General features: G+C 65.7%; 24 protein-coding genes. 7 read left to right on the top strand and 17 right to left on the bottom strand.

What is annotated here, in order from left to right:
* Nucleotides 1-56: 56 nt before the first annotated feature.
* A complete protein-coding gene (gene ptsN, locus MJ8_RS27645; protein WP_040990311.1) occupies nucleotides 57-521 on the top strand; it encodes a PTS IIA-like nitrogen regulatory protein PtsN in 465 nt (154 codons plus the stop codon).
* 147 nt (nucleotides 522-668) lie between these two features.
* Here the strand turns inward: ptsN and MJ8_RS27640 are convergent, their stop codons facing one another.
* Nucleotides 669-926 (bottom strand): DUF1150 family protein, encoded by a 258-nt coding sequence (locus MJ8_RS27640; protein ID WP_201411773.1) that lies wholly within the window; start codon nucleotides 924-926, stop codon nucleotides 669-671.
* Nucleotides 927-989: 63 nt separating this feature from the next.
* The gene (locus MJ8_RS27635) at nucleotides 990-1,415 is read right to left on the bottom strand and encodes an Hsp20 family protein (RefSeq protein ID WP_201411772.1); all 426 of its coding nucleotides are present in this window, start codon (nucleotides 1,413-1,415) and stop codon (nucleotides 990-992) included.
* A 240-nt stretch (nucleotides 1,416-1,655) separates the two neighbouring features.
* On the opposite strand from MJ8_RS27635, the gene MJ8_RS27630 reads away from it, so the two are divergent.
* On the top strand, nucleotides 1,656-2,597 hold the full coding sequence (locus MJ8_RS27630; RefSeq protein ID WP_201411771.1) for a nucleoside hydrolase: 942 nt from the start codon (nucleotides 1,656-1,658) through the stop codon (nucleotides 2,595-2,597).
* A gap of 183 nt (nucleotides 2,598-2,780) precedes the next feature.
* Here the strand turns inward: MJ8_RS27630 and MJ8_RS27625 are convergent, their stop codons facing one another.
* The 4 genes from MJ8_RS27625 to MJ8_RS27610 all read right to left on the bottom strand — a co-directional run bounded on the left by MJ8_RS27625 (nucleotide 2,781) and on the right by MJ8_RS27610 (nucleotide 6,883).
* Complete coding sequence (locus MJ8_RS27625; protein WP_201411770.1) at nucleotides 2,781-3,395, bottom strand: LysE family translocator; 615 nt, start codon at nucleotides 3,393-3,395, stop codon at nucleotides 2,781-2,783.
* Between the two features lie 94 nt (nucleotides 3,396-3,489).
* A complete protein-coding gene (locus tag MJ8_RS27620) occupies nucleotides 3,490-4,941 on the bottom strand; it encodes an amidase (protein ID WP_201411769.1) in 1,452 nt (483 codons plus the stop codon).
* A gap of 3 nt (nucleotides 4,942-4,944) precedes the next feature.
* Nucleotides 4,945-5,850: a ribokinase gene (locus MJ8_RS27615; RefSeq protein ID WP_201411768.1), complete on the bottom strand. Its 906-nt coding sequence runs from the start codon at nucleotides 5,848-5,850 to the stop codon at nucleotides 4,945-4,947.
* Nucleotides 5,851-5,977: 127 nt separating this feature from the next.
* Nucleotides 5,978-6,883: a methylated-DNA--[protein]-cysteine S-methyltransferase gene (locus tag MJ8_RS27610; RefSeq protein WP_201411767.1), complete on the bottom strand. Its 906-nt coding sequence runs from the start codon at nucleotides 6,881-6,883 to the stop codon at nucleotides 5,978-5,980.
* 115 nt (nucleotides 6,884-6,998) lie between these two features.
* On the opposite strand from MJ8_RS27610, the gene MJ8_RS27605 reads away from it, so the two are divergent.
* Entirely contained in the window at nucleotides 6,999-7,817 is an 819-nt protein-coding gene (locus MJ8_RS27605) for a class I SAM-dependent methyltransferase (RefSeq protein WP_201411766.1), read from the top strand.
* A gap of 11 nt (nucleotides 7,818-7,828) precedes the next feature.
* On the opposite strand, the gene MJ8_RS27600 is transcribed toward MJ8_RS27605, so the two are convergent.
* The gene (locus tag MJ8_RS27600; RefSeq protein ID WP_201411765.1) at nucleotides 7,829-8,323 is read right to left on the bottom strand and encodes a DUF2244 domain-containing protein; all 495 of its coding nucleotides are present in this window, start codon (nucleotides 8,321-8,323) and stop codon (nucleotides 7,829-7,831) included.
* Between the two features lie 22 nt (nucleotides 8,324-8,345).
* On the opposite strand from MJ8_RS27600, the gene nth reads away from it, so the two are divergent.
* Complete coding sequence (gene nth, locus MJ8_RS27595; RefSeq protein WP_201411764.1) at nucleotides 8,346-9,152, top strand: endonuclease III; 807 nt, start codon at nucleotides 8,346-8,348, stop codon at nucleotides 9,150-9,152.
* A 54-nt stretch (nucleotides 9,153-9,206) separates the two neighbouring features.
* Here nth and MJ8_RS27590 read toward each other — a convergent pair whose 3' ends face one another.
* Entirely contained in the window at nucleotides 9,207-9,662 is a 456-nt protein-coding gene (locus MJ8_RS27590; RefSeq protein WP_201411763.1) for a DUF2214 family protein, read from the bottom strand.
* Nucleotides 9,663-9,859: 197 nt separating this feature from the next.
* Between MJ8_RS27590 and MJ8_RS27585 the strand changes: the two genes are divergently transcribed.
* Entirely contained in the window at nucleotides 9,860-10,414 is a 555-nt protein-coding gene (locus tag MJ8_RS27585; RefSeq protein WP_201411762.1) for a GNAT family N-acetyltransferase, read from the top strand.
* A gap of 9 nt (nucleotides 10,415-10,423) precedes the next feature.
* Here the strand turns inward: MJ8_RS27585 and MJ8_RS27580 are convergent, their stop codons facing one another.
* The 9 genes from MJ8_RS27580 to MJ8_RS27540 all read right to left on the bottom strand — a co-directional run bounded on the left by MJ8_RS27580 (nucleotide 10,424) and on the right by MJ8_RS27540 (nucleotide 16,814).
* Nucleotides 10,424-12,910, bottom strand: coding sequence for an EAL domain-containing protein (locus MJ8_RS27580; protein ID WP_201411761.1), 2,487 nt, complete (start codon nucleotides 12,908-12,910; stop codon nucleotides 10,424-10,426).
* Between the two features lie 398 nt (nucleotides 12,911-13,308).
* On the bottom strand, nucleotides 13,309-13,707 hold the full coding sequence (locus MJ8_RS27575; protein ID WP_201411760.1) for a DUF1801 domain-containing protein: 399 nt from the start codon (nucleotides 13,705-13,707) through the stop codon (nucleotides 13,309-13,311).
* A gap of 76 nt (nucleotides 13,708-13,783) precedes the next feature.
* Nucleotides 13,784-14,227, bottom strand: coding sequence for a DUF1801 domain-containing protein (locus MJ8_RS27570; protein WP_201411759.1), 444 nt, complete (start codon nucleotides 14,225-14,227; stop codon nucleotides 13,784-13,786).
* Nucleotides 14,227-14,460 carry a hypothetical protein gene (locus MJ8_RS27565; protein WP_201411758.1) on the bottom strand — a complete coding sequence of 78 codons (234 nt, stop codon included), beginning with the start codon at nucleotides 14,458-14,460 and terminating at the stop codon, nucleotides 14,227-14,229. Before MJ8_RS27565 ends, MJ8_RS27570 begins: the two co-directional genes overlap by 1 nt.
* A gap of 39 nt (nucleotides 14,461-14,499) precedes the next feature.
* Entirely contained in the window at nucleotides 14,500-14,892 is a 393-nt protein-coding gene (locus tag MJ8_RS27560; protein WP_201411757.1) for a VOC family protein, read from the bottom strand.
* A 79-nt stretch (nucleotides 14,893-14,971) separates the two neighbouring features.
* Entirely contained in the window at nucleotides 14,972-15,376 is a 405-nt protein-coding gene (locus MJ8_RS27555) for an SRPBCC family protein (RefSeq protein WP_201411756.1), read from the bottom strand.
* Nucleotides 15,373-15,696 carry an ArsR/SmtB family transcription factor gene (locus tag MJ8_RS27550; RefSeq protein ID WP_040990288.1) on the bottom strand — a complete coding sequence of 108 codons (324 nt, stop codon included), beginning with the start codon at nucleotides 15,694-15,696 and terminating at the stop codon, nucleotides 15,373-15,375. Before MJ8_RS27550 ends, MJ8_RS27555 begins: the two co-directional genes overlap by 4 nt.
* A 213-nt stretch (nucleotides 15,697-15,909) precedes the next feature.
* Nucleotides 15,910-16,371, bottom strand: a complete 462-nt coding sequence (locus MJ8_RS27545) for an NUDIX hydrolase (protein WP_201411755.1) — start codon at nucleotides 16,369-16,371, stop codon at nucleotides 15,910-15,912.
* A gap of 146 nt (nucleotides 16,372-16,517) precedes the next feature.
* Nucleotides 16,518-16,814, bottom strand: coding sequence for a hypothetical protein (locus tag MJ8_RS27540; protein ID WP_201411754.1), 297 nt, complete (start codon nucleotides 16,812-16,814; stop codon nucleotides 16,518-16,520).
* A 442-nt stretch (nucleotides 16,815-17,256) separates the two neighbouring features.
* On the opposite strand from MJ8_RS27540, the gene MJ8_RS27535 reads away from it, so the two are divergent.
* On the top strand, nucleotides 17,257-25,350 hold the full coding sequence (locus MJ8_RS27535) for an autotransporter outer membrane beta-barrel domain-containing protein (RefSeq protein WP_225248348.1): 8,094 nt from the start codon (nucleotides 17,257-17,259) through the stop codon (nucleotides 25,348-25,350).
* A gap of 32 nt (nucleotides 25,351-25,382) precedes the next feature.
* Complete coding sequence (locus MJ8_RS27530; protein WP_201411753.1) at nucleotides 25,383-25,982, top strand: invasion associated locus B family protein; 600 nt, start codon at nucleotides 25,383-25,385, stop codon at nucleotides 25,980-25,982.
* The last annotated feature ends 38 nt before the right edge of the window (nucleotides 25,983-26,020 follow it).

Genomic DNA, 26,020 nt, shown 5'->3' with positions numbered 1-26,020 from the left:
AGCCGCGCGAGGGGGACGACGACTGGCGCGGCAGGCGAGCAAGGGATTTTTCAAGCATGGATCTCAGTGATCTCATCAGCGTCTCGGCGATCATGCCGGCGTTGAAGGCGAATTCCAAAAAGCAGCTTCTGCAATTGCTGTCGGAGAGGGCCGCGGCGATTTCGGGGATTCCGGAACGGGAGGTGTTCGACACCGTCCTGCAGCGCGAGCGGCTGGGCTCGACCGGCGTCGGCAACGGCATCGCCATTCCGCACGGCAAGCTCGCCGGCGTGAAGCGGATCGCCGGCGTTTTCGCCCGGCTGGAAACGCCGGTGGATTTCGAGGCGCTGGACGACCAGCCGGTCGACCTCGTCTTTCTGCTGCTGGCGCCGGAAGGCGCCGGCGCCGACCATCTCAAGGCGCTGTCGCGCATCGCGCGCGTGCTGCGCGATGCCGACACGGTGGCCAAGATCAGGGGCACGCGCGACGCGGTGGCAATCCACGCGCTGCTCTCGGACACGCAGGCTTCGCATGCGGCCTGAAGCCGCTTGGGTTAAAACCTGTCTTTTGGGATGAAATCCTAGAGGGGCCGCCGGGAGCGGCCCTTTCCATTTTCGGTCTGCCAGCAGTCGCTACTTTAGTTGACCGTAACCTTACCCGAAAACCGGGTCCCTTTTGGGGATTATGGTCTAGTGAATCGCGACAGGGGTCAGGTCGTTCTCCAACGCACCCGCCAGCGCCCGGTCACGGGCATCGGAAAGCAGGATCGGCTGGCCGTTGGCGGCAAACAGCGCCCACAGCTCCAAGCCGGGCGCGATTTCCTGCAGGCCGGGGAAGCGGCCGCGCAGATCGTCGCTCGATACTTTCCTGAGATAGGCGACCGAACCTTCGCCGAGATGGGCGAATTCGCCGCTGGTCATGGTGATCGTTTGGTCAGTTCTGGTCATTTCAAGCCTCCTTGGCGCGAGGACGCCAGGATTGGCCGCCTCGCATAGAGCCATCGGCAAAGGTCAGTCTTTCACCGATATGTTTATTTTCCGTACCAGCCGCTCGGCCTCGGGCCGATCCAGATCGATCGACAACAGGCCGTTCTTCAGCTCGGCGCCGATCACCCGCATGCCGTCGGCCAGCACGAAGCAGCGCTGGAACTGGCGCGCGGCGATGCCGCGATGGAGGAATTCGCGCTCGGTGTCGTCGCTCTGGCGACCGCGCACGATCAGCTGGTTTTCCTCCGTGGTCACATCGAGGTCACTTTCGGCGAAACCAGCGACGGCCAACGTGATGCGCAGCCGTTCGGCTTTACCATCAGTGGCGCCGAGGCGCTCGATGTTATAGGGGGGGTAGCTGTCGCCCGACTTCGCCAGACGCTCGAGCGTCTTTTCCATGGCATCGAAACCCAGGAGCAACGGGCTGGAGAAGGGCGTCATTCGAGTCATTGTTACACTGTCCTCCAAAGAGCGACACAAACTGGAAAAACCCGGATGGCATTTTTCCCGATGGTCTTGATATGGTCCGCCGGCCGATCAAGTTCAAGCCGCTAAATCAGGATGACGTTTCGTTGAACCGTCATCCCGGTTCAGCCCTCGTTGGAGCATGATCTCGTCCGAAAACCGGTTCCCGCTCTTGGGGACCATGCTCTAAATCCCGCCCAAAAAGACTTCCCAAAAGGAATTGACATGCCGCAGTCCCGAAAGATCATCATCGACACCGATCCCGGCCAGGACGATGCCGTCGCCATATTGCTGGCGCTGGGCAGCTCCGAGCTGGAGATCGTCGGCATCACCGCCGTTGCCGGCAACGTGCCGCTGAAGCTGACCCAGAACAACGCCCGCAAGATCTGTGAATTGGCCGGCCGGCCCGACATCAAGGTCTATGCCGGCGCCATCCGTCCGCTGGCGCGCCAGCTCGTCACCGCCGAGGAAGTGCATGGCAAGACCGGCCTGAACGGCCCGCAACTGCCCGAGCCGACGATGCCGTTGCAGGAGCAGTATGCCGTCGATTTCATCGTCGAGACGCTGATGCGCGAGGAAAGCGGCACGATCACGCTCTGCCCGCTCGGGCCGCTCACCAACATCGCGCTGGCGCTGATCCGCGAGCCCAGGATCGCGCCACGCATCAAGGAAATCGTTCTGATGGGTGGCGGCTTCTTCGAAGGCGGCAACGTCACGCCCGCCGCCGAATTCAACATCTATGTCGACCCGCAGGCCGCCGATCTGGTGTTCAAATCGGGTATCCCGATCGTGATGATGCCGCTCGACGTCACCCACAAGGCGCTGACCACCTCCAAGCGCATCCAGGCGTTCCGCCAGCTCGGCACCAAGGTCGGCACCGCGACCGCCGAAATGCTGGAGTTCTTCGAACGCTATGACGAGGAGAAATACGGCACCGATGGCGGGCCGTTGCACGATCCGTGCGTGATCGCCTATCTCCTCAAGCCTGAGCTGTTCAAGGGCCGCCGCTGCAATGTCAGCGTCGAGACCGCGTCCGAGCTCACCATGGGCATGACGGTGATCGACTGGTGGGGCGTCACCAAGCGCGAGAAGAACGCCCTGGTGATGCGCGACATCGACCATGACGGCTTCTTCGCGCTGCTGGTGGAGCGGCTCGGGCGGCTTTAGGTAGCGCCTCTTCCTTCCCCCCTTGTGGGGGAAGGTGGCCGAGCGAAGCTCGGTCGGATGAGGGGTGCTCCAGCTTGGCGACATGCTTGAAATTGCCGCCGTCTCATTTCTTCCAACACCCCTCATCCGTCTCGGCGCTATCGCGCCGATCCACCTTCTCCCACAAGGGGAGAAGGTGAGGCGCTACTTCGCCTTCGAGAACGCCAGCCACAGGCCGCCGCCGACGAGAAAACTGCCGCTGATGCGCGACATCAGCCTGACTCGGCTGGCCGAGAGGATGCGACCGGCGCGGCCGGCGGCAAGGGCGTAGGTCGAGTCCGACATGGCGGCGAAGATCATCGCGGTCAGGCCCATGACGACGATCTGCAGCGTATAATTGCCCTGCGGCGCGATGAACTGCGGGAAGAAGGCGCCGAAGAAGACGAGCGTCTTGGGATTGCTGATCGCCACCAGAAAGCCCTGCAGGAAGAAGCCGCCGCGCGGTTTTTTCGCGGACCCGTCGGGGTTCAGCGCGCCTTTTGCGCGAAACATCTGCACGCCCATCCAGATCAGGTAGGCGGCGCCGAGCAGCCGCACCCATTCAAACCAGTGGCCCATGCCGGCGATCAGCGTGTTGAGGCCGATGCCGACGATGGCGATCATGATGGCAAGGCCGGCCTGCGTGCCGGCGACGTTGGCCAAGCCCGCGCGCGAGCCGTGACGGATGCTGTTGGCGATGATCAGCGTGACGGTCGGGCCCGGCACCAGGATGATGACGATGCAGGCGATGACATAGGTGGCGTAAAGTTCCAGCGACATGATCTTCCCTCGAACAGGACAGCGCCGACTTGGGCGGAGAGCGATCAATGCACGGGATTGGGGCTGGCGCAAGCTGGCCGGGCAGGGCGGCCCGTCACGCGGCTCCCGCCGGCCAGGGCAGCACGGCCTCATAGGCTGCGCCCGCCCTGAGCACGGCGAGGTCGCCGCGCGGGCGGCCGATCAACTGCAGGCCCATCGGCCGGCCCTTGTCGTCGAAGCCGGCCGGCACGTTGAGCGCCGGGCAGCCGCCCAGCGTGGCGAAGGCCGAGACCTGCATCCAGCGGTGATAGCTGTCCATGGTCCGCCCCGCGACCTCGCGCGGCCAGTGGGTGGTCACGTCGAACGGGAACACCTGCGCGGTCGGCAGGGCGATGAGGTCGAAGCGCTCGAACAGCGACAGCAGCGTGCGATGCCACGAGGTGCGCCGGACGGTTGCTGCGTGGATCTGTGGCCCTGTCAGTCGCATCGCCTGCTCCACCTCCCACACAGCCTCGGGCTTCAGCAGCCCGCGTTTTGCCGGATCGTCATAATGCGCCTTCAGCGCACAGCCGCTGCTTGCCTGGCGCAAGGTGACGAAAGCCTGCCACAGCGCCTCGAAATCGACATCCGGCACCAGCGCGTCGCTGGCGAACGATGCATCGGCAAAGCGGGCAAGCGCGGCCTCGCAAAGGTCGAGCACACCCGGTTCCATCGGCAAGTGGCCGCCGAGATCGCCCAGCCAGGCGACGCGGCCGCCGGACGCCTTTGTCCTCAAGCCGTCGAGGAACGAGCCTTCCTTGGCATGCGACAAGGGCGCCTGCGGGTGGTAGCCCGCCTGCTCGTCGAGCAGCAGCGCGATGTCGCGCACGCCGCGGCCCATCGGCCCCTCGACACCCATCTGCGCATGGAAGACATCGATATCGGGCCCGGCGGGCACGAGCCCCTGCGAGGGACGGAAGCCGTAGACATTGTTGTAGCCGGCCGGATTGCGCAGCGAGCCGCCGAAGTCGCTGCCGTCGGCGACCGGCAGCATGTCGAGCGCCAGCGCCACGGCCGCGCCGCCACTCGATCCGCCGGCGGTGAGCGCCGGGTCGAAGGCGTTGAGCGTCGGCCCGAAGACCGGATTGTAGGTGTTGGAGCCCAGCCCGAATTCCGGAACATTGGTCTTGCCGATGATGATGGCGCCGGCCTTGCGGATGCGCTCGACGAAGAAGTCGTCCGTGTCGGGAATAAAATCGGCAAAGATCGGCGAGCCGAAGGTGGTTCTGAGCCCCTTGGTCAGGGCCAGGTCCTTGATGGCGATCGGCAGGCCGAACAGCGATCCGGCCTCGCCGCCGCGGGCCAGATGGGCGTCCGCCGCGTCGGCCTCGGCCAGCACGTTGGCGCGTTCGCGCAGCGATACGATGGCGTTGACCCGCGGATTCACGGCTTCGATGCGTTCGAGGAACGCGCCGACCACCTCGCGAACCGAAAACTGGCGCTGCCTGATGCCATCGGCGAGCTCGACGGCGGAGAGGCGGCAGATGTCGCCGGCCGGCGGCACGGCATGTTTTGTGGCGGGGCGCATTGCTTAACGGCCGCCCGCCAAAGCCGTGTCGACGTCCTTGCCCAGCGGGATTGCCGGCTGCGCACCGGGCTTCAGGCAGGCGAGCGAGCCGGCCACGGCGGCGCGGGCGAGCGCTTGCTCAAGCGAAAGGCCGGACGACAGGCCGGCGCCGAAATAGCCGCAGAAGGTGTCGCCGGCGCCGACCGTGTCGACCGGTGTGATCTTCAGCGCCGGGACGGTGAGGAAATCCTCGGGCGTGGCCGCCAGCACGCCGTCCCCGCCCAGCGTGACGACGATGGCGCGGCCGGTCTTTTGGGCATAGTCGCGCATGCGGGCAGGGCGGTCGCGCCCGGAAAGCGCCAGCGCCTCGCCATAGAGATCGAACTCGGTTTCGTTGGCGACCGCATAATCGGCCTTGCCGAGGAAGCCTGCGGCCTCGCGACGGAAGGGGGCGGTGTTGAGCACGCTGACGGCGCCGGCCGCGCGCGCCGCGTCGAGCGCGGCTTCGACCGTCTGCAGCGGGATCTCATGCTGCAAAAGCACGACATCGCCTTTCTTGAGGAAAGCCTTGGCGACATCGCCCGGTACCACCGAATCATTGGCGCCCGGAACCACGGCGATGACGTTTTCGCCGTCGGTGCCGACCAGGATCAACGCGGTGCCGGTGGAGGCGAAGCTCTGGCCGACACCGGACAGATCGACGTTGCCGGCCTTGAGAAGGGCCAGCGCCTCGGCGGCAAAGCTATCCTTGCCGACCGCGCCCACCATACGTACCTGGGCTCCCGCGCGCGCCGCGGCCAGCGCCTGGTTGGCGCCCTTGCCGCCGGGCGCGGTGGCGAAGCCGGAGCCGCGCACCGTCTCGCCGGGTTCCGGCAAGCGGTCGACATTGGCGATGAGGTCGAGGTTGATCGAGCCGACAACGATAATCAAAAAACTGCCTCCCGTTGGTTGCGCGGGAGGCTAACGCATGCCCCTGAAAATCGGAACCGATTTTCAGAAGGATCATGCGCGAAATCAAAGTGCTAGGAAGATTTCCACAGGGCCTTGGCCGTCGATTTCACGACGCCACTTGCCCCGCTTCCCAGCCGAGGATGGCGCGCTTGCGCGTCAGCCCCCAGTGGTAGCCGGTGAGCGCGCCGGATTTGCCGAGAGCGCGATGGCAGGGCACCACGAAGGACATCGGGTTGGCGCCTACCGCCGCGCCGACGGCCCGGCTTGCGTTGGGCGCGCCGATGCTTGCCGCGATCGAGGAATAGGTGCAGGCGCGGCCCATCGGGATACGCAGCAAGGCTTCCCAGACGCGAAGCTGGAAATCGGTGCCGATCATCACCACGCGCAGCGGCTGGTCGGCGCGCCATTTCGTCGGATCGAAGACCCGCGCGGCATAGGCCTGGGTGGCCGACATGTCCTCGACATAGGTCGCGTTCGGCCAACGGCCGGACATGTCGGCGAAGGCGGCCCGTTCGCCGCCGGCGTCACAGAAGGCGAGGCCCGCGAGACCGCGGTCGGTGACCATGATCAGCGCAATGCCGAACGGCGAGATGTGATAGCCATAGCGGATGGTGAGGCCCGCGCCGCGGGTCTTGTAGTCGCCGGGCGACATCGCCTCATGGGTGACGAAGAGGTCGTGCAGCCGCCCGGGGCCGGACATGCCGAGCTCGAACGAGGTCTCCAGGAGCGGCATGCCGGAATCGAGCAGCCTGCGCGCATGGTCGAGCGTCACCGCCTGCAGGAAGGCTTTCGGCGACAGGCCGGCCCAGCGCGTGAACAGCTTCTGCAGGCCGGTCGGCGTCTCGCCGACTTCCTCGGCCAGCGCTTCCAGCGAGGGCTGGTCGCGATAGTCGAGGCTGATCTTCTCGATGGCGCGGCGCACCACGTCATAGTCGCTGCCTTGCGGCGTGATGTCGTTCTCAAGGATCGCGGTCGGTTTCATCAGCGTATTCATGGTCATCTGAGCGTTCATGGCAATATCTCCTTGGCCGGGAATATCGGTCTTCCAGAGCTTTGCAACCACCCGAAACTTGCCTTCCCTCCGTACGCACCCAGATAGAGTGAGCTTCGGACCGAAGAGGACAATCATGGCCGGCGAAAAGGTCGATCTGACCGGGGCGAAGGAAACGTTGCTGATGACGCTCTACGGCAAGGCGCTGGAGAGCCGGCTGCCCAATTCCCTGCTCCAGGATCGCTTCGCCGACGAGGCCGTGCGCAAGATCGACTATGATTTCGCGAGGCTCAAGGTCGACGGCAATCTCGGGTTGGGATTCGCGATCCGGGCGAGGACACTGGACGTGTGCGTCGCCGATTTCCTCGCGCGATATCCGGACGCGATCGTGCTGCATCTCGGATGCGGGCTCGACACGCGCATTTTCCGGATCGACCCGCGACCGGGCGTGGATTGGTTCGATGTCGACTATCCCGACGTCGTCGAGCTCAGGCGCAGGCTCTATCCGTCCAGGGACCGTTATTACCATCTGATCGCTTCGTCGGTGACCGAGCCGGGATGGCTGGCCGAGGTGCCGCGCAATCGCCCGGCAATGGTCGTGGCCGAGGGGCTGACGCCCTATCTCGCCGCCGACGAGGGCCCGCGTCTATTCGCGCGGCTCGTCTCGCATCTGGCCGGCGGCGAGTTGATGTTCGATGCCTACAGCCGTTTCGGGCTGAAGCTGATGCGCCTTAATCCGGCCATCAAGGCAACGGGCTCCGAAGTCCATTGGGCGATCGAGGATCCGCGCGAGCTGGAGCGGGCTGTTCCGAAACTTCGCTTCATCGGCGAGATTGCGGCTTACAAGCCGGAGCAAGCAGCGCGTCTGGGCTGGTCCGCGCGCTTGTTCATCGGCCTCTGGAAGCTCATCCCCGCCATGCGCAAGGTCGGCAGGCTGCTGCGGTACCGGTTCTGATTTGCTTGGGCTCAGCGCGTCTTGGCGGTCGCCAGCGCGCGTGAAAAGGCGGTGGCGAAGCTTTCGCGGTCGTCGGGGTTGAGGAAGCCGCCGATCGCCACGCTCCTGCCCTGCGCTTCCACCGCCATCTTGGTGATCCCGATTTCGCTGTGACGGGCGATCGAGAACCGTGTCCAGAACGGGTTGAAATGATGCGCTTCCGAGCGGCCCGACGGTGCGGTCTTGCGGATATCGAGGCTGGTGCGCGATACCGAGATTTCCTCGCGGGCGCGCGCGGCGCGGTAATTGGCGCGGAAGGCGATGTAGACGGCGATCACATCGAGGCCGAAAAAGCCGAACACCGGCCAGGCGCCATGCGCCAGGAAGAACGCGCCGGTGACCGCCCAGCCGAACAGAAGCGCTCCCATCAGGATCAGGAAACCGGTGCGGCCGAGCGAGCGGTGCGGCGTCAGCAAGGCCTGGAAAAATGGCTCGTCGGCCCGGAACGAGGCGTTTGTGTCGCTCATGAGGGGATATTATAGGAAGGAAATGGCGCCTCCCAAGTCGAAAAAATCCGTGGCTGTCAAAAAACCTCGACCCGCTCCTGCCGGTAGCGGCCGGAGGCCTGGCGCACGGCCGCGAAAAGCCGCTTTCCGGTCGCTCTACAGCCCTGCCGAGGTGCATGAGATCTTCCGGCGCTTTTCCGTGCAGCGACCGGAGCCGAAAGGCGAGCTCGACTATGTCAACGCCTTCACCCTGTTGGTCGCGGTGGTGCTGTCGGCGCAAGCAACCGACGCGGGCGTTAACAAGGCGACGAAGGCGCTGTTTTCCGCGGCGGACACGCCAGCCAAGATGCTGGCACTGGGCGAGGCCAGGGTCGGCGACTATATCCGCACCATCGGCCTGTGGCGCAACAAGGCCAAGAACGTGATCGCGCTGTCGAAGGCGCTGATCGACGACTATGCGGGCCATGTGCCGCAGGATCGCGATGAGCTGGTGAAGCTGCCGGGCGTCGGGCGCAAGACCGCCAATGTCGTGCTCAACGTCGCCTTCGGCCAGCACACGATGGCGGTCGACACGCATATCTTCCGCATCGGCAACCGGATCGGACTGGCGCCCGGCAGGACGCCTGAGCAGGTCGAGGAAGGGCTGCTCAAGGTCATCCCGGCCGAGTTTATGCGGCATGCGCATCACTGGCTGATCCTGCATGGCCGCTATGTCTGCAAGGCGCGCAAGCCCGACTGCCCGGCCTGTGTGATCGCCGATATCTGCAAGTCGAAGGAAAAGACCACCGACATACCGGCCCCGCTGGTGCCGATCGCCCCGCTGAATGAGACATTCCCGGTCGAGGCTTAGAGGTTGCCTTGACGCATTTCCGGACGGAAAACCGCTGCGCAGTTTTCCTGGAATTTAGTAGCCGTAGCCGCGCGCCATGGCCGCGGCGAAGACCGGAATAAGCAGGAAGATCAAGCCCTCGGCACGGACATAGTTCTTCACCGAGGCCAACTCCGCCGCCGGCACCGCGAAGGAGGGAGTGCTGCTCGCCTGCCTGCTCCAGGAAAGGAAGCGCATGGTCGGCACGATCGACAGCAGGCCGACGATGGCGAAGGCCGCCATCTTTGCCCAGAACACCCAATTGTAGACGTAGAATTCCCAACCCTTCAGACCGAAGAGCACACGGCAGACGCCGCCGACGACGATCAGCGCGGCGATGATGCCATAATGGCGGTCGATGCCGGCAAGGCGCTTGAGCGTCGCCGCGCCCAGATCGCCGCGCACCAGCACGAACTCCGCGCCAATGATGCCGGCGAGCGAGAACACCAGAAGGTGATGGATGATGGCCAATACGAGATCGATGCTGTCCATGTTCCTTCCCTGTGCTTGGCGCCGTGACCGAGATCGCGTGTCCGAAGAGTAGCATCGCCGGTCGAAATTCCCAGACGACGAAGTGGCCGCCGGCGATCGATGGCGCGTGTTTCGCTGGAGGATGCGCCAGTTGGCCCTGGCCCTTGTTCGAACGCGCTGGTTTGCTAAGCGCTGCCGCCTCGATATAGAGGAATGCCATGAGCATCGACAAGGAAGCCGGCGTGCCGATCCTCCAGACGGCGCGCACTGTTCTGCGGCCGCACCGTCCGGGTGATTTCGAGACCTATGCCGCGATGTGGGCGGAGCCTGCCGTCACCCGTTTCATCGGCGGCAAGGCGCGCACGCGTGAGGAAAGCTGGATGCGCTTCCTGCGCCATGCCGGGCTTTGGTCGCTGATCGGTTACGGGTTCTGGGCGATCGAGGACAAGGCGACCGGACACTTCATCGGCGAGGCCGGGTTCCATGATCTGAAGCGTGAGATCGAGCCTTCGATCGAAGGCGTGCCGGAAGCCGGCTGGGCCTTGGCCTCGGAGGCGCATGGCAAGGGGCTTGCGAGCGAGGTCGTCGGACGGATCGTCGCCTGGGGCGACGAGGCGTTCGGACAGGCGAGAACCGTCTGCATCATCGATCCGGAAAACGGCGCTTCGTTGAAGGTGGCCGAGAAGAACGGCTATCGCGAGATTTTGCGCACCACTTATCACGAGAAGCCGACGATCCTGTTGGAACGGCGGGCCGGAGGAGTTGTCGTCTAAGTTTGGTAATTAGCCGGCTTTGCGGCGCAGCGTCCGCGCCAAACTCTCCCAACTGTCCGCCGTCGCGTCGCGCTCGCTTCGATTGCCGCGCAGAACGGTGGTGGCATCGAATGGCTGGGGCCGGGCAATCGCATAGCCTTGCGCATAATCGACGCCGATCGTCTTCAGGGCCTCGACGATGCCGTCGCTTTCGACGAATTCGGCGATGGTGCGCTTTCCGGTCACCTTGCCGATGTGATGGATCATCTCGACCATGGCGCGGTCGATGCGGTCGTCGAGCATGTCCTTGACGAAGCCGCCGTCGACCTTGAGGTAATCGACCGGCAGATGCTTCAGATAGGCGAAGGACGACATGCCGGAGCCGAAATCGTCGAGCGCGAAGCGGCAGCCCAGCCCGCGCAGGTCGGCGATGAAGCGCATCGCTTCGGTCAGATTGGCGATGGCGCTGGTCTCGGTGATCTCGAGGCAGATCGTTTCCGGCGCGATGGCGTGCGCGGCGAACTGTTCGCGCATGAAGCCGAGAAACGTCTCGTCGCCGAACGTGGCGCCGGAGAGATTGATCGCGCAGGTCGATATCGGCACCGCGCGCGGGTCGGCAAGCCTCGCCGCCAAGGTGGCGAAGGTGTTGCGCACCACCCAGCGGTCGATCGCCGGCATCAAGCCGTAGCGCTCCGCCGCCGGAATGAAGCTCTGTGGGGTGACGAAGCTGCCGTCCTCATCGGTCAGCCTAAGCAGGACTTCGACATGCGCGCCTGCCTCGGCAATATCGTCGCGCAGGGGCGCGATCTCCTGCGCATGCAGCCTGAAGCGGTTCCCGTCCAGCGCGGCATGCAGGCGCTGCACCCAGGCCATCTCGCCGAAGCGCTCGCGAAGCGCGGTGTCGCCGTCGCTGTGGAGCTGGACGCGGTTGCGGCCCTTTTCCTTGGCCATGTAGCAGGCGAAGTCGGCGGCGCGCAGCACTTCTTCCAGCGTCATCCCGGCATTGGCCACTTCGACCATGCCGATGCTGACGCTGATGTTGAAGGGACGGCCATCCCAGGAGAAATGCAGATCCTGGACCGTGGCGCGCAAGCGCTCGGCGGTCGCCGCGGCGCAATCGGCATCGCAATCGAAGAGCAGAACGCCGAACTCGTCGCCGCCCAGTCTCGCCAGTATGTCGCCCGGCGGCAACTCGTTGGCGAGCAGCACCGAGATCTGGCGCAGCAATTGATCGCCGGCGGCATGGCCGCATGTGTCGTTGACCAGCTTGAACTGATCGAGGTCGAGATACATCAGTGCGTGCCGGCGCGGCCTTTCCGGCGCTTCGGAGATCGCGCCCGCCAGCCGGTTCTCGAAGTCGCGGCGGTTGACGAGACCGGTCAACGCATCATGCGATGCCTGCCATGACAGGCGCTCGATATAGTCCTGCTCGCGCGTCATGTCGTGCAGGGCCAGAACGCAACCGAGGATCTTGCCGGAAACGATCAGCGGCGCGCCATTCAGCGCCACGGGCACGACCGAGCCGTCGAGACGCTCCAGAAGTTGCGGCCGTATGTTGGAGCGGCGCGGCTCGCCTGCGAGGAGGCGCGGGATCAGATCGGTCTCCTCGACGCCGCTGTCCTTGTCGACAAGCCGGAACAACGAGGCGACCGATCTGCCCTTCGCGGCGGCCAGAGGGCAGGCGAGCAGCCTTTCCGCTCCGGCATTCATATAGTCCAGCCGCCCCTCGGCATCGGTGCTGATGACGGCCTGGCCGATCGAGGCCAAGGTGATCTGGGCGCGCTCGCGCTCGGCGTTGAGGGCCGTCTGAAATGCCTGGCGCTGTCTCATCAGCTTGCGCGTGCGCCAGACGGCGAGCAGGATAAGCAGCGCGGCTGCCGCGAGATTGGCCGCCGTCAGCGCCATCTTGATGAAACGCGATCCCTCGCCGAGGCTATCGGAAAAAGCCTTGGCCAGCGGCCCGATCCGGTGGTCGATCTGGTGGATTTGCGCCTTCCAGAGGCCGATCTCGGCTGACGATCCCGCTCCCTTTTCGAGCCTGCGATGCATGTCGTCGCCAAGTCTTTCGATGGCGAGGATCATCTCGTCGGCATCCGTCCAGTGGCGGATCGCGGTGTCGAGATAGCTCACGCCGCGAAAGTTCCGGAACAGCCAGATCAGGCCGGCAACATCGTCGGGGTGGTTGTTGCCGCCAAGGAAGCCAAGCCGGGCCGCATTCGTGTCGGGCTCGGCCTGTTCGAGCGCCAGCCGCGCGGCGCGATCGGCGAGCGGAACGGCGATGGCCTGGCGATATTCGTCGAAATACTCTTCCCGGCCGGTGTCGGCATAGAGGCTGAGGAAATAGATGGCGTGCTTCTGCCCCTTCGACCATTGGCTTTCGCCGCCGACATAAGCGCGGACCGCCGACAGCGTGTGGAGACTGAGCGTCGCAACCAGCGCCTGGATCAGGACGACTATCACGAATGGCCAGACCAGTCCGATGAGACGCGGGGCGGCATCGGTCGGTGAGAGCTTCATCCCATTCCCATGGAGCCCGTTCCGGCTCTCTCGGTGTCTGTCCGACTGGCTCATCCGCCGGTTGAGACGATGTTCTTCCCCGCATGTCGCCCAGTTGCCGGGGACATCGATTCAGATAACCCGTCCGGCTTAACGGCCGATAAATTTGTCCAGTATTTGTTTCATGAATTATTGTTGGAGCAGCTCGGCGTTCGATAGTATCGCCGACCCGCTCCAAGTCTTTGTTTTTGCGCAATTCCGGACGGAGAACCACTGCTCTCTTTTCGCTGGGATTGCTCCAAGCAACGGAAGGATGCTTACGCTGCGTGATGGCGACATTTGGCGCATGGCACCGATCCGCGACACGAGGGCGCGAAAGAAGAAAACGGCAACATCACCGATGCGCCGGGGGCCGCCTCTCAGCGTCTGGTCTTCGATCTGTTGAGGGTCACGGCTTCGCGGACGAGCGCCTTCAGGGCGTCGGCGTCGATCGTGTCGCCTTCCTTGAAATCGATGGCGCGCCTCGTGTTGCCTTCGAGGCTGGAGTTGAAGAGCTTCTTGGGGTCGGGCAGTGCCGCGCCCCTGGCGAAGGTCAGCTTGACGACTGCCTTGTAGGTCTCGCCCGTGCAGATTATGCCAGCATCCTCCCAGACCGGCACGCCGCGCCATTTCCATGTCTCGACCGCTTCGGGCGCGGCTTGCCGGATCAGGGCGCGGAGCCGGGCAAGCGTCTCGCCGCGCCAGTCGCCGAGCTCGTCGATCCTCGCGTCGATCAGCTCGGACGGAGACTTCTCACCTTGCGCACCGCTTTTTTGCATCTTCGGTTCTCCTGGGGCTGAGTGGAAATTGCAATCATGTCTCTTTCGGGGAGACGGCGCTTGATCGTGCGCGGGCCTACATCCGTTCGCCAGGCAGCCGGCTTGCCTGCCTCACCCAGGAGACGAACTGCGCCTCGTCGAGCCGATCGTTCTCGTGGATGTGGAGATAGCGTGTGTCCTTGCTCTTGGATTCGACAGGCGGCACGGGCTTCAGCGACAGGCCGCGGAAGAACGCCACCTTGATGTATTTGGCGAAGCAATGAATGCCGAGGAACCAGCCTTCGCCTTCCATGCCGTAGAATGGAGAGTTCCATTTGACGGCCTTCCGCACGTCGGGGACGGCCTCCATGATGAGTTGGTCGAGCCGACGCCCGACCTCGCTCTTCCAGCCCGGCATCGCCGCGATATAGGCCTGCACGGGAGCGTCGCCGTAGCCCTTGCCGATCTGCGGGTTGCCGCCCGAAAGCAGGACAGGTTTCGTGTCTGTGGACCCGGCAGCCTTCGGTTTCCCCTTCGCCATCAGGCCGATCCCGTGCGCTCGCCCGCCGGCTCGCCGCGCTGCCTGCCGGCATAGGGCAGCACGAACATGTAGAGGCCGCTGAACAGCAGCAGGAAAAGCGGGATCAACGGCGAGTAAACGATCCAGGCGGGCGGCGGGCCCATGGCCATGACGGCGAAATTGGCGACGACGGTGACGGTGAAGATGATCGACAGCCAGCGGTGAAGCTGCCTGATCCACTTGCTCCAGTTCAATCTAACCTCCCTTGCGAATGACGAGACGGATCGAGCTCTCTACCAGCGCGCCAGCTGCGAAAGCTGGATGAGGTTGCCGCAGGTGTCGTTGAGCTGCGCGATGGTGGCGCCCGTTACCGCCGTCGGCGCCATGGCGAAGGTGCCGCCATTGGCCCTGATGCGCTCATGATCGGCCTTGATGTCGTCGGTGAACAGCATCAGCGCCGGCTGGCCCTGCTTGAAGATGGCCTGCTGATAGGTTTTTGCGGCCGGATTGTCGTTCAGCGCCAGCTGCAGCTCGGTGCCGTCAGGGTCGTCCGGCGAGACGACAGTTAGCCAGCGAAACGGCCCGTTGATGAAGTCGGCCTTCTTGGTGAAACCGAGCACGTCGGTATAGAAGCCGAGCGCCTTTTCCTGGTCGTCGACATAGACGCTGGTCAGCTTGATCTTCATTTTCGTTCCTCCATTGCTTACGCCCGCGGTTTGCCGCCCCGCCAGGACCCGTGCCTGTCTCTTGAAGCTTCGGCGGACGTCAATCGATCCGCGACAGCAGCTGCTCCAGGGCCGTGAGATTGCGCTTCCAGCCCACCGTGGCGCCGCGATAGTACGGCTCCTGATCCGTGCGGAAGCCGACCTGCTCCATGCGCAGATGCGTGCCCGTGCCCGTCGGGGTGAGCGTCCAAGTGACCACGCTCTCGAGGTCCTTGGTGTCCCAGCTGTAGGACAGGGTCCTGTTGGGCTCCACCGTCCGCACCCGGCAGTCGACACCGCCCCATTCGGCGCTCATATTGAAGCGATGGTCCACGACCGGCTTGAAGTTGCTCTTCATCAGCCACTCCTCGATGAGATGCGGTTGGGTGAGCGCGCGCCAGATCTTTTCCGGCGGAAAAGGCATCTCGCGCTCGACGATGACGGAGCGCGTTGCGGCTTCATTCATTGATCCATCCTTTTGAGCAGGTCTTCCAGGTCGTCGAACCGGCTTTCCCAAAATCCCGCCATGTCGCGCGTCCAGTCCATCAGTGGCGCAAGCGCCTTGAGCTGGGCGCTGTAATGGGTCTGGCGCCCTTCATGACGATCGCGCACCAGACCCGCCTCCTTGAGGACGCCCAGATGCTTCGACACCGCCGGCTGCGACACGCCGGCCTGCGCGGTCAAGGCTCCGACCGTCTGCTCGCCCTGGCGGCACAGACGTTCGAAGATGGCGCGCCGCGTCGGATCGGCAAGCGTCCTGAACAGCATGTCATGCGCGGTCGTCATTCAAACCAATAACCCGTTGGCTATTGATTGACGTATAACCGTTGGGATATGTATGAGTCAAGCGGCGAATGTGCGCCGCTTGAAGCCGCAGCGCCTAGGATGCGCGCCTGTCTCGGAACAATTGTGGGAAAGCGAACGCAGCAGAGGGGACCAGGGAATGGCTTCGGGCCTGGGTCGGCACGCCGCGACTTTCCGAACGAAACAAGGACTTGATTATGCCGCTACCGGAATGGTCAAATCCCGCAGCAGCGTCGAAAGCTCCGGCTCGTCGATGAGCAACGCGGCGTCGGCCGCCGGCAGCCACGCGCGCTGGCGGTTCGCGGCTTCCTGCCAGTCGGCAAGCTCCTCAGTGACCTCAAGCAGGTAGACCGCAACGTCGACGCGAATGAAGCCGTTTGTCATGCGTTTCCAATAGGAATAGGTACCGGCAGGCTGCTTCAGCGCCTTGCCGAGGACGCCGGCCTCTTCCTGGGCTTCGATTGTTGCCGCCTTGCGCCCGCTCTTGCCCTTCATCGGCCAACCCTTCGGCACGATGAAGCGCCGCGTGGTGCGTGAGGTAACCAGCAACACTTCAAGGTTGCCGTCTTCTCCCAACCGATACGGAATGGCCGCCACCTGGCGTATCCGTTGGCCTTTCCTGGCTTTGCGAACTGCTTTCTTCTTGGTTGTTGCCATCCCAAATTCCGGTGAGAGCAGCGTCCCTGACGCACGCTATCCGCGCGCCAAAAACCTGTCCTCCTGCAAACCCTAAAACCACCGCCCTTGCAATCCGGCATTTTGCCAGCAAGTAAGTCGGCTAATAAACTGAAAAAAACAAAATGTCAGCGGCAAACCCTCGAAATCGTGTTGCCGACCGCCTCCATCCGGCATGTCTTGTCATATATCGGCACATCGGGCTGAGGCTGGCGCGCGGTCGGCCGGTCGAGCTCGCGATAGATTTGCTGCTGCTGCTGGTATTGCTGCCGCTGCAACCGGTTCTGCAACTGCTGCAACTCGTTCTGCTGCACCAATGCGTTGCGGTTCGTCGGAATGACGATTTGCGCGGAAGATGGCGCAACCTGATAGATCGCGGCCGCCAGCACGGCGCCTGCCAGAACAGTCAGAGTGTGACGAAGCATTCGCGCGGCTCCCATACGAAAATCATCTGTTTCATATAGTGCGGACGACCCATAACGCCATGGGTGACCGCGAAACGTGATGCCGTTTACGAAGCCGCGCGATTATCGTCATATGACGACTGGCAAACGCCGCGCAGTTTGGTCAGTCTCCCTTACGTAAGTTTTTGGGTTCCACAACCGAAAAGTTAGGATATCCTAAGAAAGGCATCGCTCGGCAACCGGGCGCTGTAGCGACTTTCGGGTGAGGCGGCTTGCAAGCCGCAACGGGGACCGTGGTGCTGAGCTTGAGGGGCTGAGCGCTATCACGACGGGGTGGGGTGGCATGGCTTTGTTTTCAAAGCAGGATGCGCAATGCGCGTTGCACATTGCGGATCATAGCCGTGGGGCCAGGAGGGCGGCCGAAGCCGGTGATTTCAACCGAAGGATCAGCCGAACCGCAATCGTGGCAGGCCGTCTTGGCTTTCTGCTCGGCGCGACGGCATTGGCCGGGTTCCCCGCCTATTGCGGTTCCGCCCATGCGCAGGTGGTGATCAACCACGACGGCGCGGCCGGCGACGATGGCGCCAACGCTTTCGGCGATTCGGACGGCGAGAACGGCGATCCGGGCGGAAATTCCACGTTCACCAACAATACCCCCGTCTCCACCGTGGGAACGGCTGCCTTTGTCGGCAGCGCCAAGGGCGGCGACGGCGGCGACGGCGGCACCGTTATCCATGCCACCGCGATCCCGCCCTTCGTCGAGCTCGAGGGCGGCGACGGCGGAGATGGCGGGCCTGGCGGCGTCGTCGACGTCACCAACACCGCCGTGCTGCAGACATCTGGCGGATCAGCCGGTGGCATCATCGCCAATGCAAGCGGCGGCAACGGCGGCGACGGAGGATTTGCCGCCTCTCTCGGCCTGTCGGACGGGGGTGTCGGCGGGCGCGGCGGCAATGGCGGCACCGCTACCGTCACCACCACTGCCAGCAGCGACATAACGACGACCGGCGACCTCTCCAATGGTATAAGCGCCATCTCGGACGGCGGCCATGGCGGCGACGGCGGCTTTGGCGGGGCTATCGGCAGCGGCGACGGCGGCGATGGTGGAGCCGGCGGCTACGGCGGTTCCGCCTCCGTTGACAACGCCGGCACGATCCTCACGCAAGGGGCGTTCTCGAAAGGCATTCTCGTACGTTCCGCCGGCGGCGTCGGCGGTGACGGCGCCGGTGGCGGCGGCCTGATCGCCGGCGGCGGCGGCAATGGCGGCGTGCCGACGATCGGCGGCACGGCGGACGGCAAGAACTCGGGCAACATCACGACGATGGGCGACTATGCCAGCGGCATGGTCGTTCAGTCGGTGGGTGGCGGCGGGGGCGACGGCGGCGGTGCTTTCGGATTGTTCGGCGGCGGCGGGTCGGGCGCTGCCGGCAATGACGGCGGCACCGCCACCGGCACCAACACGGGCACGATCAAGACCAACGGCGTCGGCGCCATCGGCATGCTCGTGGAATCGATCGGCGGCGGCGGCGGCGATGGCGGCGGCGCGGCCGGCGTCGTTTCGATCGGCGGCACGGGCGGCGGCGGCGGCAAAGGCGGCACCGTCAACGCCAATGTCGGCGGCACGATCATCACGGGCGCGGACAACAACGGCGACGGCGCGCATGGCGTGCTTGCCCAGTCGGTCGGCGGCGGCGGCGGCAATGGCGGTTTCGCGCTTTCGGCGGGCGCCAATATCGCGGTGGCGATCGGCGGCGGCGGCGGCACGGGCGGCAATGGCGGCGCCGTCAACGTGAACCAGGCTGGCGCGGGCGCAGTCGTCAGCACGACAGGCAATTCGGCAATCGGCATTCTCGCGCAGTCGGTCGGCGGCGGCGGCGGCAATGGCGGCGGCAGTTTCGCCATCGGCACGATCGCATCGGTCGCCATCGGCGGCAGCGGCGCCGCCGGCGGCGACGGCGACGTGGTGACCTACAACATCGCCAACGCCAAGGTGACGACGAACGGCAGCGATTCCACCGGCATCCTGGCGCAGTCGGTCGGCGGCGGCGGCGGCAATGGCGGTTTCGCGCTGAGCGGCGCCGGCGTGGTCGCCGTCGGCGTTGGGGGCCAAGGCGCCGCAGGCGGCGCTGGCAAGAAGGTCGACGTGACCTCCGGCGGCAGTGTCGAGACCTTCAAGGAGCGATCGGCTGGCATTATCGCGCAATCGCTGGGTGGCGGCGGTGGCAATGGCGGCTTTGTGGTTGCCGGCAGCTTCGGCGCCACCGTGGGTGTCGGCGGCTCGGGCAGCAAGGGTGGCGACGGCGGCGAGGTCTTCTTCCGCTCGCCCGGTGGCGGGACGCAGGCCATCACAACGCATGGCGCGGATTCGGCCGGCCTGATCGTGCAGTCGATCGGTGGCGGCGGCGGCAATGGCGGCTTTGCCGGGACATTCGCGGCCATAGCCACCGTCGGCATCGGCGGCGGCGCGGGCGCGGCGGGTGCCGGCGTTGCCGTCCACACGACCTATGACGGCTCGGTCGAAACCTTCGGCGAGCGCTCGGCCGGCATCATCGTGCAGTCGATCGGCGGCGGCGGCGGCAATGGCGGCGGCGTCATCGGCCTCAGCGCCGGCATCACCGTGGGTGTCGGCGGAAACGGTGCGGGCGGCGGCGGCGCCGGTGCCGTCGAATACCACTCCGCAAGCACGACCATCACCACGCATGAAGTGAATTCGGCCGGCCTCGTCGTGCAGTCGATCGGCGGTGGCGGCGGCAATGGCGGCTTCTCGTTCAACCTGGCGGCCGGCGCCTCGGTTGGGGTCGGCGGCAAGGGCGGCGCGGCGGGCGCGTCGAACACCGTCACCGTCGACATCGATGACGGCACCATACACACGGAGAAGGACCATTCGACCGGCATCCTCGCCCAGTCGGTCGGCGGCGGCGGCGGCACGGGCGGCGGCAGCATCGCCGGCAGCCTCTCGCTCAATGTCGGCATCGCGGGCAATGGCGCCGGCGGTGGCAACGGCAACACCGTCGATGTCACCAACGGTGCCGACATCACCACCGACGGCATCCAGTCGCACGGCATCCAGGCGCAGTCGATCGGCGGCGGCGGCGGTTCGGGCGGCTTCTCGATCGCGGTCGGCGGGCCTTCGCTCGCGGTCGGCGGCGCGGCCGCGGACGGCGGCAGCGCCATGAAGGTCACGGTGACCAATTCTGGCGTGATCAAGACCAATGACGACCTGTCGGTCGGCATCCTGGCCCAGGCCATCGGCGGTGGCGGCGGCGACGGCGGCCTGGCGGGCGCCGGCGGCCTGTTCACCGCGGTCGGCGTCGGCGGCAAGGGCGGCGGCGGCGGCAACGGCGCCGAGGTCGAAGTCACCAACACCGCCAACATCACCACCAAGGGCGACCTCGCGCACGGCATCATGGCGCAATCGGTCGGCGGCGGCGGCGGCAATGGCGGCAATGCGGCCGCGGTCTCGATCGGCGCCTTCGTCGGTGTCGGCGTCGCGGTCGGCGGCGACGGCGGTGCGGGCCGCGACGCGATGAAGGTGACGGTCGACCATACGGGCGACATCACCGTCAGCGGTATGGGCGCCAAGGGCATCATCGCGCAGGCCATCGGCGGCGGCGGCGGCAATGGCGGCAAGGCCGTCGCCGGCGCTTTCAGCGCCGGACTCTATGCGTCCGCGGCCGTGGCGGTGAGCGTCGGCGGCAGCGGCGGCGACGGCGGTTCGGGCGGCGAGGTGTTCGTCAAGGCCAACGGCAAGATCGTATCGCTGACCGACGCGGACGGCTCGGGTGGCATCGTGGCGCAGTCGATCGGCGGCGGCGGCGGCAATGGCGGCCGCGCCACGTCGATCGCCGGCGCGGTCAGCGACGAGGTCGCGATCAATGTCGGCGTCGCCATCGGCGGCAGCGGCGGCAATGGCGGCCAGGGCAACAAGGTCACGGTGGAGACCGGCCTGATCAGCGGCGGCCAGATCGTGACCAAAGGCTTCCAGGCCGTCGGCATCCTGGCGCAGTCGATCGGCGGGGGCGGCGGCAATGGCGGCGACACGTTCGGCGGCGCGGGCGGCTACGGCAACAGCGTGACGGTGACGGCGACCGTCAACATCGGCGGCAAGGGCGGCGGCTGCATCGGCGACGACCCGACCAAATGCAACAACGCTGGCGATGTCCATGTCAACAATGCGATGACCGTCTCCACGGAAGGCGATTCGTCCAGCGCGATCGTGGCGCAGTCGATCGGCGGCGGCGGCGGCAATGGCGGCACCAGCACCGGCGGCTCGGCTTCCCTGGGCGGCGGCGACGGCGTCACCGTCAACGCAAACTTTGCCATGGGCGGCAGCGGCGGCAAGGGCGGTTACGGCAACACGGTCGACGTCATCAATTCCGGCAACTTGACCACGACAGGCGCTTTTTCGTCCGGCATCATGGCGCAGTCGATCGGCGGCGGCGGCGGCATAGGCGGCTCCAGCACGGCCAAGTCCTACAATATCGGCGGCACCAGCCAGACCAGCGTCAGCGTCAACATGGGTCTCGCCGGCTCGGGCGGCGGCGCCGCCGACGCCATGAAGGTCACGGTCAACAACACCGGCATCATCCTAACGTCGGGCTTCGGCTCCACCGGCATCATGGCGATGTCGGTCGGCGGTGGCGGCGGCGCGGCGGGTGCGGCTTCCGCTTCCGACGAAACTATAGGCGGCGATATCGGCGCCGGCGATGAAGGCTCGACCACGGTTTCGATCGGCGTGGCGCTCGCCCTTCCGGGCGGCACGGCCGGCAATGGCGGCGAGGTCTCCGTCACCAACAACAACTGGATCATCACCGACGGCGCTTTCTCCTACGGCATCAGCGCCAGCTCCATCGGCGGCGGCGGCGGCGTCGGCGGCTCGGCTTCGGCCGGCGCCACGGCCGAATACGCCATCGGCGGCGCCATCGCCGGCGGCGGCGGCAGCGCCGGCAACGGCGCCCTCGTCGAAGTCACCAACAATGCGAACGGCTTCATCTGGACCAAGCGGGAGAACTCGATCGGCGTCTTCGCGCAGTCGATCGGCGGCGGCGGCGGTTCGGGCGGCGCGGGAAAAAGCACCGGCAGTGACGGCGGCACGGTCGATGTCAAGTTCTCGATGGGCGGGCTGGGCGCCGGCGGCGGCGACGGCGGCGAGGTGCATGTCACCAACAGCGGCGTCATCGAGACCGACATGGCCAACTCGCACGGCATCATGGCGCAGTCGATCGGCGGCAGCGGCGGCGTCGGCGGCGCGGCCGCCTCGACATCGGCGGACGCGAAGGTCTCGATCGCCGCATCACTCGGCGGCCTGGGCGGCGATGGCGGCATCGGCAAGTTCGTGCATGTGATCAACAATGCGAGCGGCCAGATCGTCACCAACGGCGACAATTCCTACGGCATCTTCGCCCAGTCGATCGGCGGCGGCGGCGGCGCGGCCGGCAGCGGCTCGACCGAGACCGGCAAGGCCGAGGACGTGGCGGTCAACCTGTCGATCGGCGGCATCGGCGGCTCGGGCAGCCGCGGCGGCGACGTCACCGTCGACAACCATGGGGAGATCACGACCTACGGCTATCTCTCGCACGGCATCTTCGCGCAGTCGGTCGGCGGCGGCGGCGGCGCCTCGGGCGCGGCGGCCAGCGCCTCGACGGCCGACATGAGCATCGGCGGCGCGGTTTCCCTGCCGGCCGGCGACGGCGCTAATGGCGGCCATGTCATCGTCAACAATGACGGCGTGATCACCACCAACAAGGACGGCGCGATCGGCATCTTCGCCCAGTCGATCGGCGGCGGCGGCGGTTACGGCGGAACCGTGACTGCCGACACGGCCGGCGACAGCTCGGTGGTGCTGCAGATCGGCGGCTTCGGCGGCAGCGGCGGTAATGGCGGCAAGGTCGAGGTCGACGTCTCCGGCAAGATCGAGACGTTCGGAGCGCGTGCCCATGGCGTGGTGGCGCAGTCGATCGGCGGCGGCGGAGGTTATGGCGGCGACGCCAGCGGCAAGGCCTCGAACGCGCTGGCCATCGGCGGCCTAGGCGGCAATGGCGGCGATGGCGGCGACGTGACGGTGACCCGCACCGGCGAGATCATCACGCACGGCAAGGATTCCATCGCCATCATCGCGCAGTCGGTCGGCGGCGGCGGCGGTTTCGGCGGTGCCGGGTTCGGCCGCTTCGGCGCCGATGACGACGGCGGTGGGCCGAATGCCATCGGCTTCAACACGCCGGGCGGCACCAAGGGCACCGGCGGCACGGTCACCATCATCCAGTCGGGCGCGATCGAGACCGATGGCGACCGCGCGCACGGCATCGTCGCCCAGGCGGTCGGCGGCGGCGGTGGCGCGGGCGGCAATTCCTCGCTCGACATGAACCAGTCGGCGGCCGGCTCGCAAGGCGGCATCGGCGACGCGGCGGCGGCGACGGCCAGCACCGACAGCCAGGTCTGGGTGAAGGGAGCGAGCTCCTACGCGATGTTCGGCCAGAGCGCGACCGGCCAGGGCAACGCCAATCTCGTCCATCTGACCGCCGGCGGCAGCTTGTTCGCGCAGGGCGCCGACTCGGTGGCGGCCTATGGCGAAAGCACGGCGCAGGGCACCAAGGGCAACATCACCATGGACCTGCAGGGGCAGTATACGATCGGGGGTTCCAATACCGGCGTCGCCGTCATGCTCGTGGGCGGAAAGGACAACACCGTCAACAACAACAGCCTGCTCTACGCCATGGGCGCGACGCCAACCTTCTCGATCATGCAGTCGAAACTGGCAGCCTTCAGTGCCTCGCTCCTAGCGCCCGGGCCGGTCGTGCCGGACGATGCGATCTTGGAATCGCTGCTCGACCAGTTCAGCCCGCTCGCGGTCACCGGCACCTCAGGCAACGATACCTTCAAGAACCAGAAGAGCACCATCGGTCTCGGCCGGGTGATCGGCAATGTCGATCTCGGCGGCGGCATCAACGAGTTCGACAATTTCGCCGATTCTTCGTTCGTCGGCCTGAAGTCGATCAATCTCGGCGCCGGCGGGATGTTCAAGAACCAGGGCCTGATGACCAACCAGGGCATCGGCGTGGTGGCGACGGTCGACGTCACCGGCGGCTGGGCCCAGGACAATACCGGCTCCTTCGTCACCGACATCGACCTCGACAACCAGATCACCGACAAGCTGACCTTGACCGAGACGGGCGACTTCGCCGGCACGGCGCCGCTCAACTTCCTGTCGATCGACAAGCTGTTCACGCAATACACGCTGGCGACGGGATCTGCGATGACGGATTCCGGCATCACAGCGCAGACGTTGCATCCGGCGGTCGGCTTCAACTTCCTGACCCGTGTCGACAACGGCACCGACCTGGTGCTCTACGCCGACAACCCGACTTTCCTCGAGCTGGCGCAGGATCCGGGCTCCGGCACGACGGATCCCGGCGTGTTCCAGATGGCGCAGTATCTCGACGACGTCGAGGCCGCGTCGAGCCCGGATAATCCGATGGCGCGGCTGATCAACATGCTGCGCTTCTCGCAGACCGAGGCGGAGCTGGGCGCGGCGCTGACGCGGCTCACCCCGCACTATGCCGTGCACACCTTCGACATGATCAACCGCTCCACCGACACCATGCTCGACCAGGCGCATGAATGCACCGGCGTCGCGGCCTACAAGAATATCGACGGCCGCTGCATCTGGGGCACGATCACCCCGCAGGCCGAATACAGCAGGGATACCGGCGCCGGCACCACCAACCGGGACGATACGTTGAAGACCATGTCGTTGGGCGGCATCGCCGAAGTCGGGCGCAATTGGTCGCTCGGCGCCACGCTCGGCCGTACCGAGTACGATTCCAAGATCGCCTTCGACGGCGACGAGCTGTCGGACACGAAAGGCGAATCCTGGCAGGCCTATGCGCTGGCGAAGTACGAGAACAACAACTACTTCGTCGACCTCGCGCTCGGCGGCGGCACCGGCTCGTTCACTGGTGGGCGCGACACCCATATCGACCAGGTCGGCTTCATTCCCGGCGAGACGCTGGACGGCGTCTATCTGCCAGAGGAACTGCTCGACGGGATCGGCAACAGCGTCACCTACAAGCAGGATACCTCCCAGTTCGGCGGCTCGGCCCGGATCGGCATGACGCACCAGACGGGCGCCTTCTATCTGCAGCCGACGATCCAGTTCGACGCGCGCTGGCTCGAGGTCTCCGGCAAGGAGGAGGGATCGGTCGCCGCCTTCAGCTTCGACGGCAGCGGCAATATGTTCTATGCCGTGACGCCGGCGCTGGAGGTCGGGGCCGACATCCCGGTCAGCGACATCGCCAGTTTCCGAATCTACGGGAAGGCCGGCGTTGAATTCTCCACCAAGCAATGGGAGATCGAGGGGCGTTTCGCCGCCGCCGAGAATCTGCCCGGCAACCCGGCATTGCACTTGACGGAAGCCATCGATTCGCCGCTCTATCGGGTCGGCGCCGGGCTGGAGCTCAATGGCGTCAACGGCGTTGGCCTGGCGGTCAGGTACAACGGCGCCTTCGGGGAAACGGTCAAGCAGAACGCGGTCAGCGCGTCTCTCAAGGTCAGCTTCTAGCTGACGCGGGACGGCGGCCAAGAAGGGATGTCATGAGGACGAAGTACGCGTCTATCGCGGCGATGCTGGCGGCCGCCTGGATTGCCGGTGTGCCGGCGGCCGGGTTTGCCGCGCAGAACAAGGGCGACAAGGTGGCCGCGCCCGCGGCCCAGTCCGCCGATGCGGCGGCCAAGCCGCAGCTGCCGGGCGGCGCCTCCGCGCTGTCAGAAACGCATGGCGACTGGACGGTCAACTGCCAGGTCACCGGCACCAACAAGGTCTGCAGCCTGTCGCATCAGCAGTTCAACAAGCAGAGCGGCCAGCGGCTGCTGGCGATCGAATTGACGACCAAGACCGGCCAGGATTCCACGGGCACGCTGGCGCTGCCCTTCGGGCTTGCCTTGGCCAACGGCATAGCGCTCGAGATCGACGACAAGAAGCTGGACGGCACGCTGCAGTTCAACACCTGCCAGGCGGTGGGTTGCCTGGTGCCCGTGACGTTCGACGCCGACACCACACCGCTTCTGCAGAACGGCACCACGCTGAAGATCAACGCCATAGCGGCCGACACCCTGCAGCCGATCTCCTTCACCATCTCGCTCAACGGTTTTGGAAGCGCGCTGGCGCGGACGGCAGATCTGTCGGCGAACTGAGCGCACGGTGAGGTTTCACTCGAGGCGATCGGTGAAAG

Origin of the sequence: Mesorhizobium sp. J8 (assembly GCF_016591715.1) — a bacterium.
GTDB lineage: Bacteria > Pseudomonadota > Alphaproteobacteria > Rhizobiales > Rhizobiaceae > Mesorhizobium.
The sequence above is the reverse complement of the archived record's forward strand: the minus strand, read 5'-3'. Positions and strand labels throughout refer to the sequence as shown.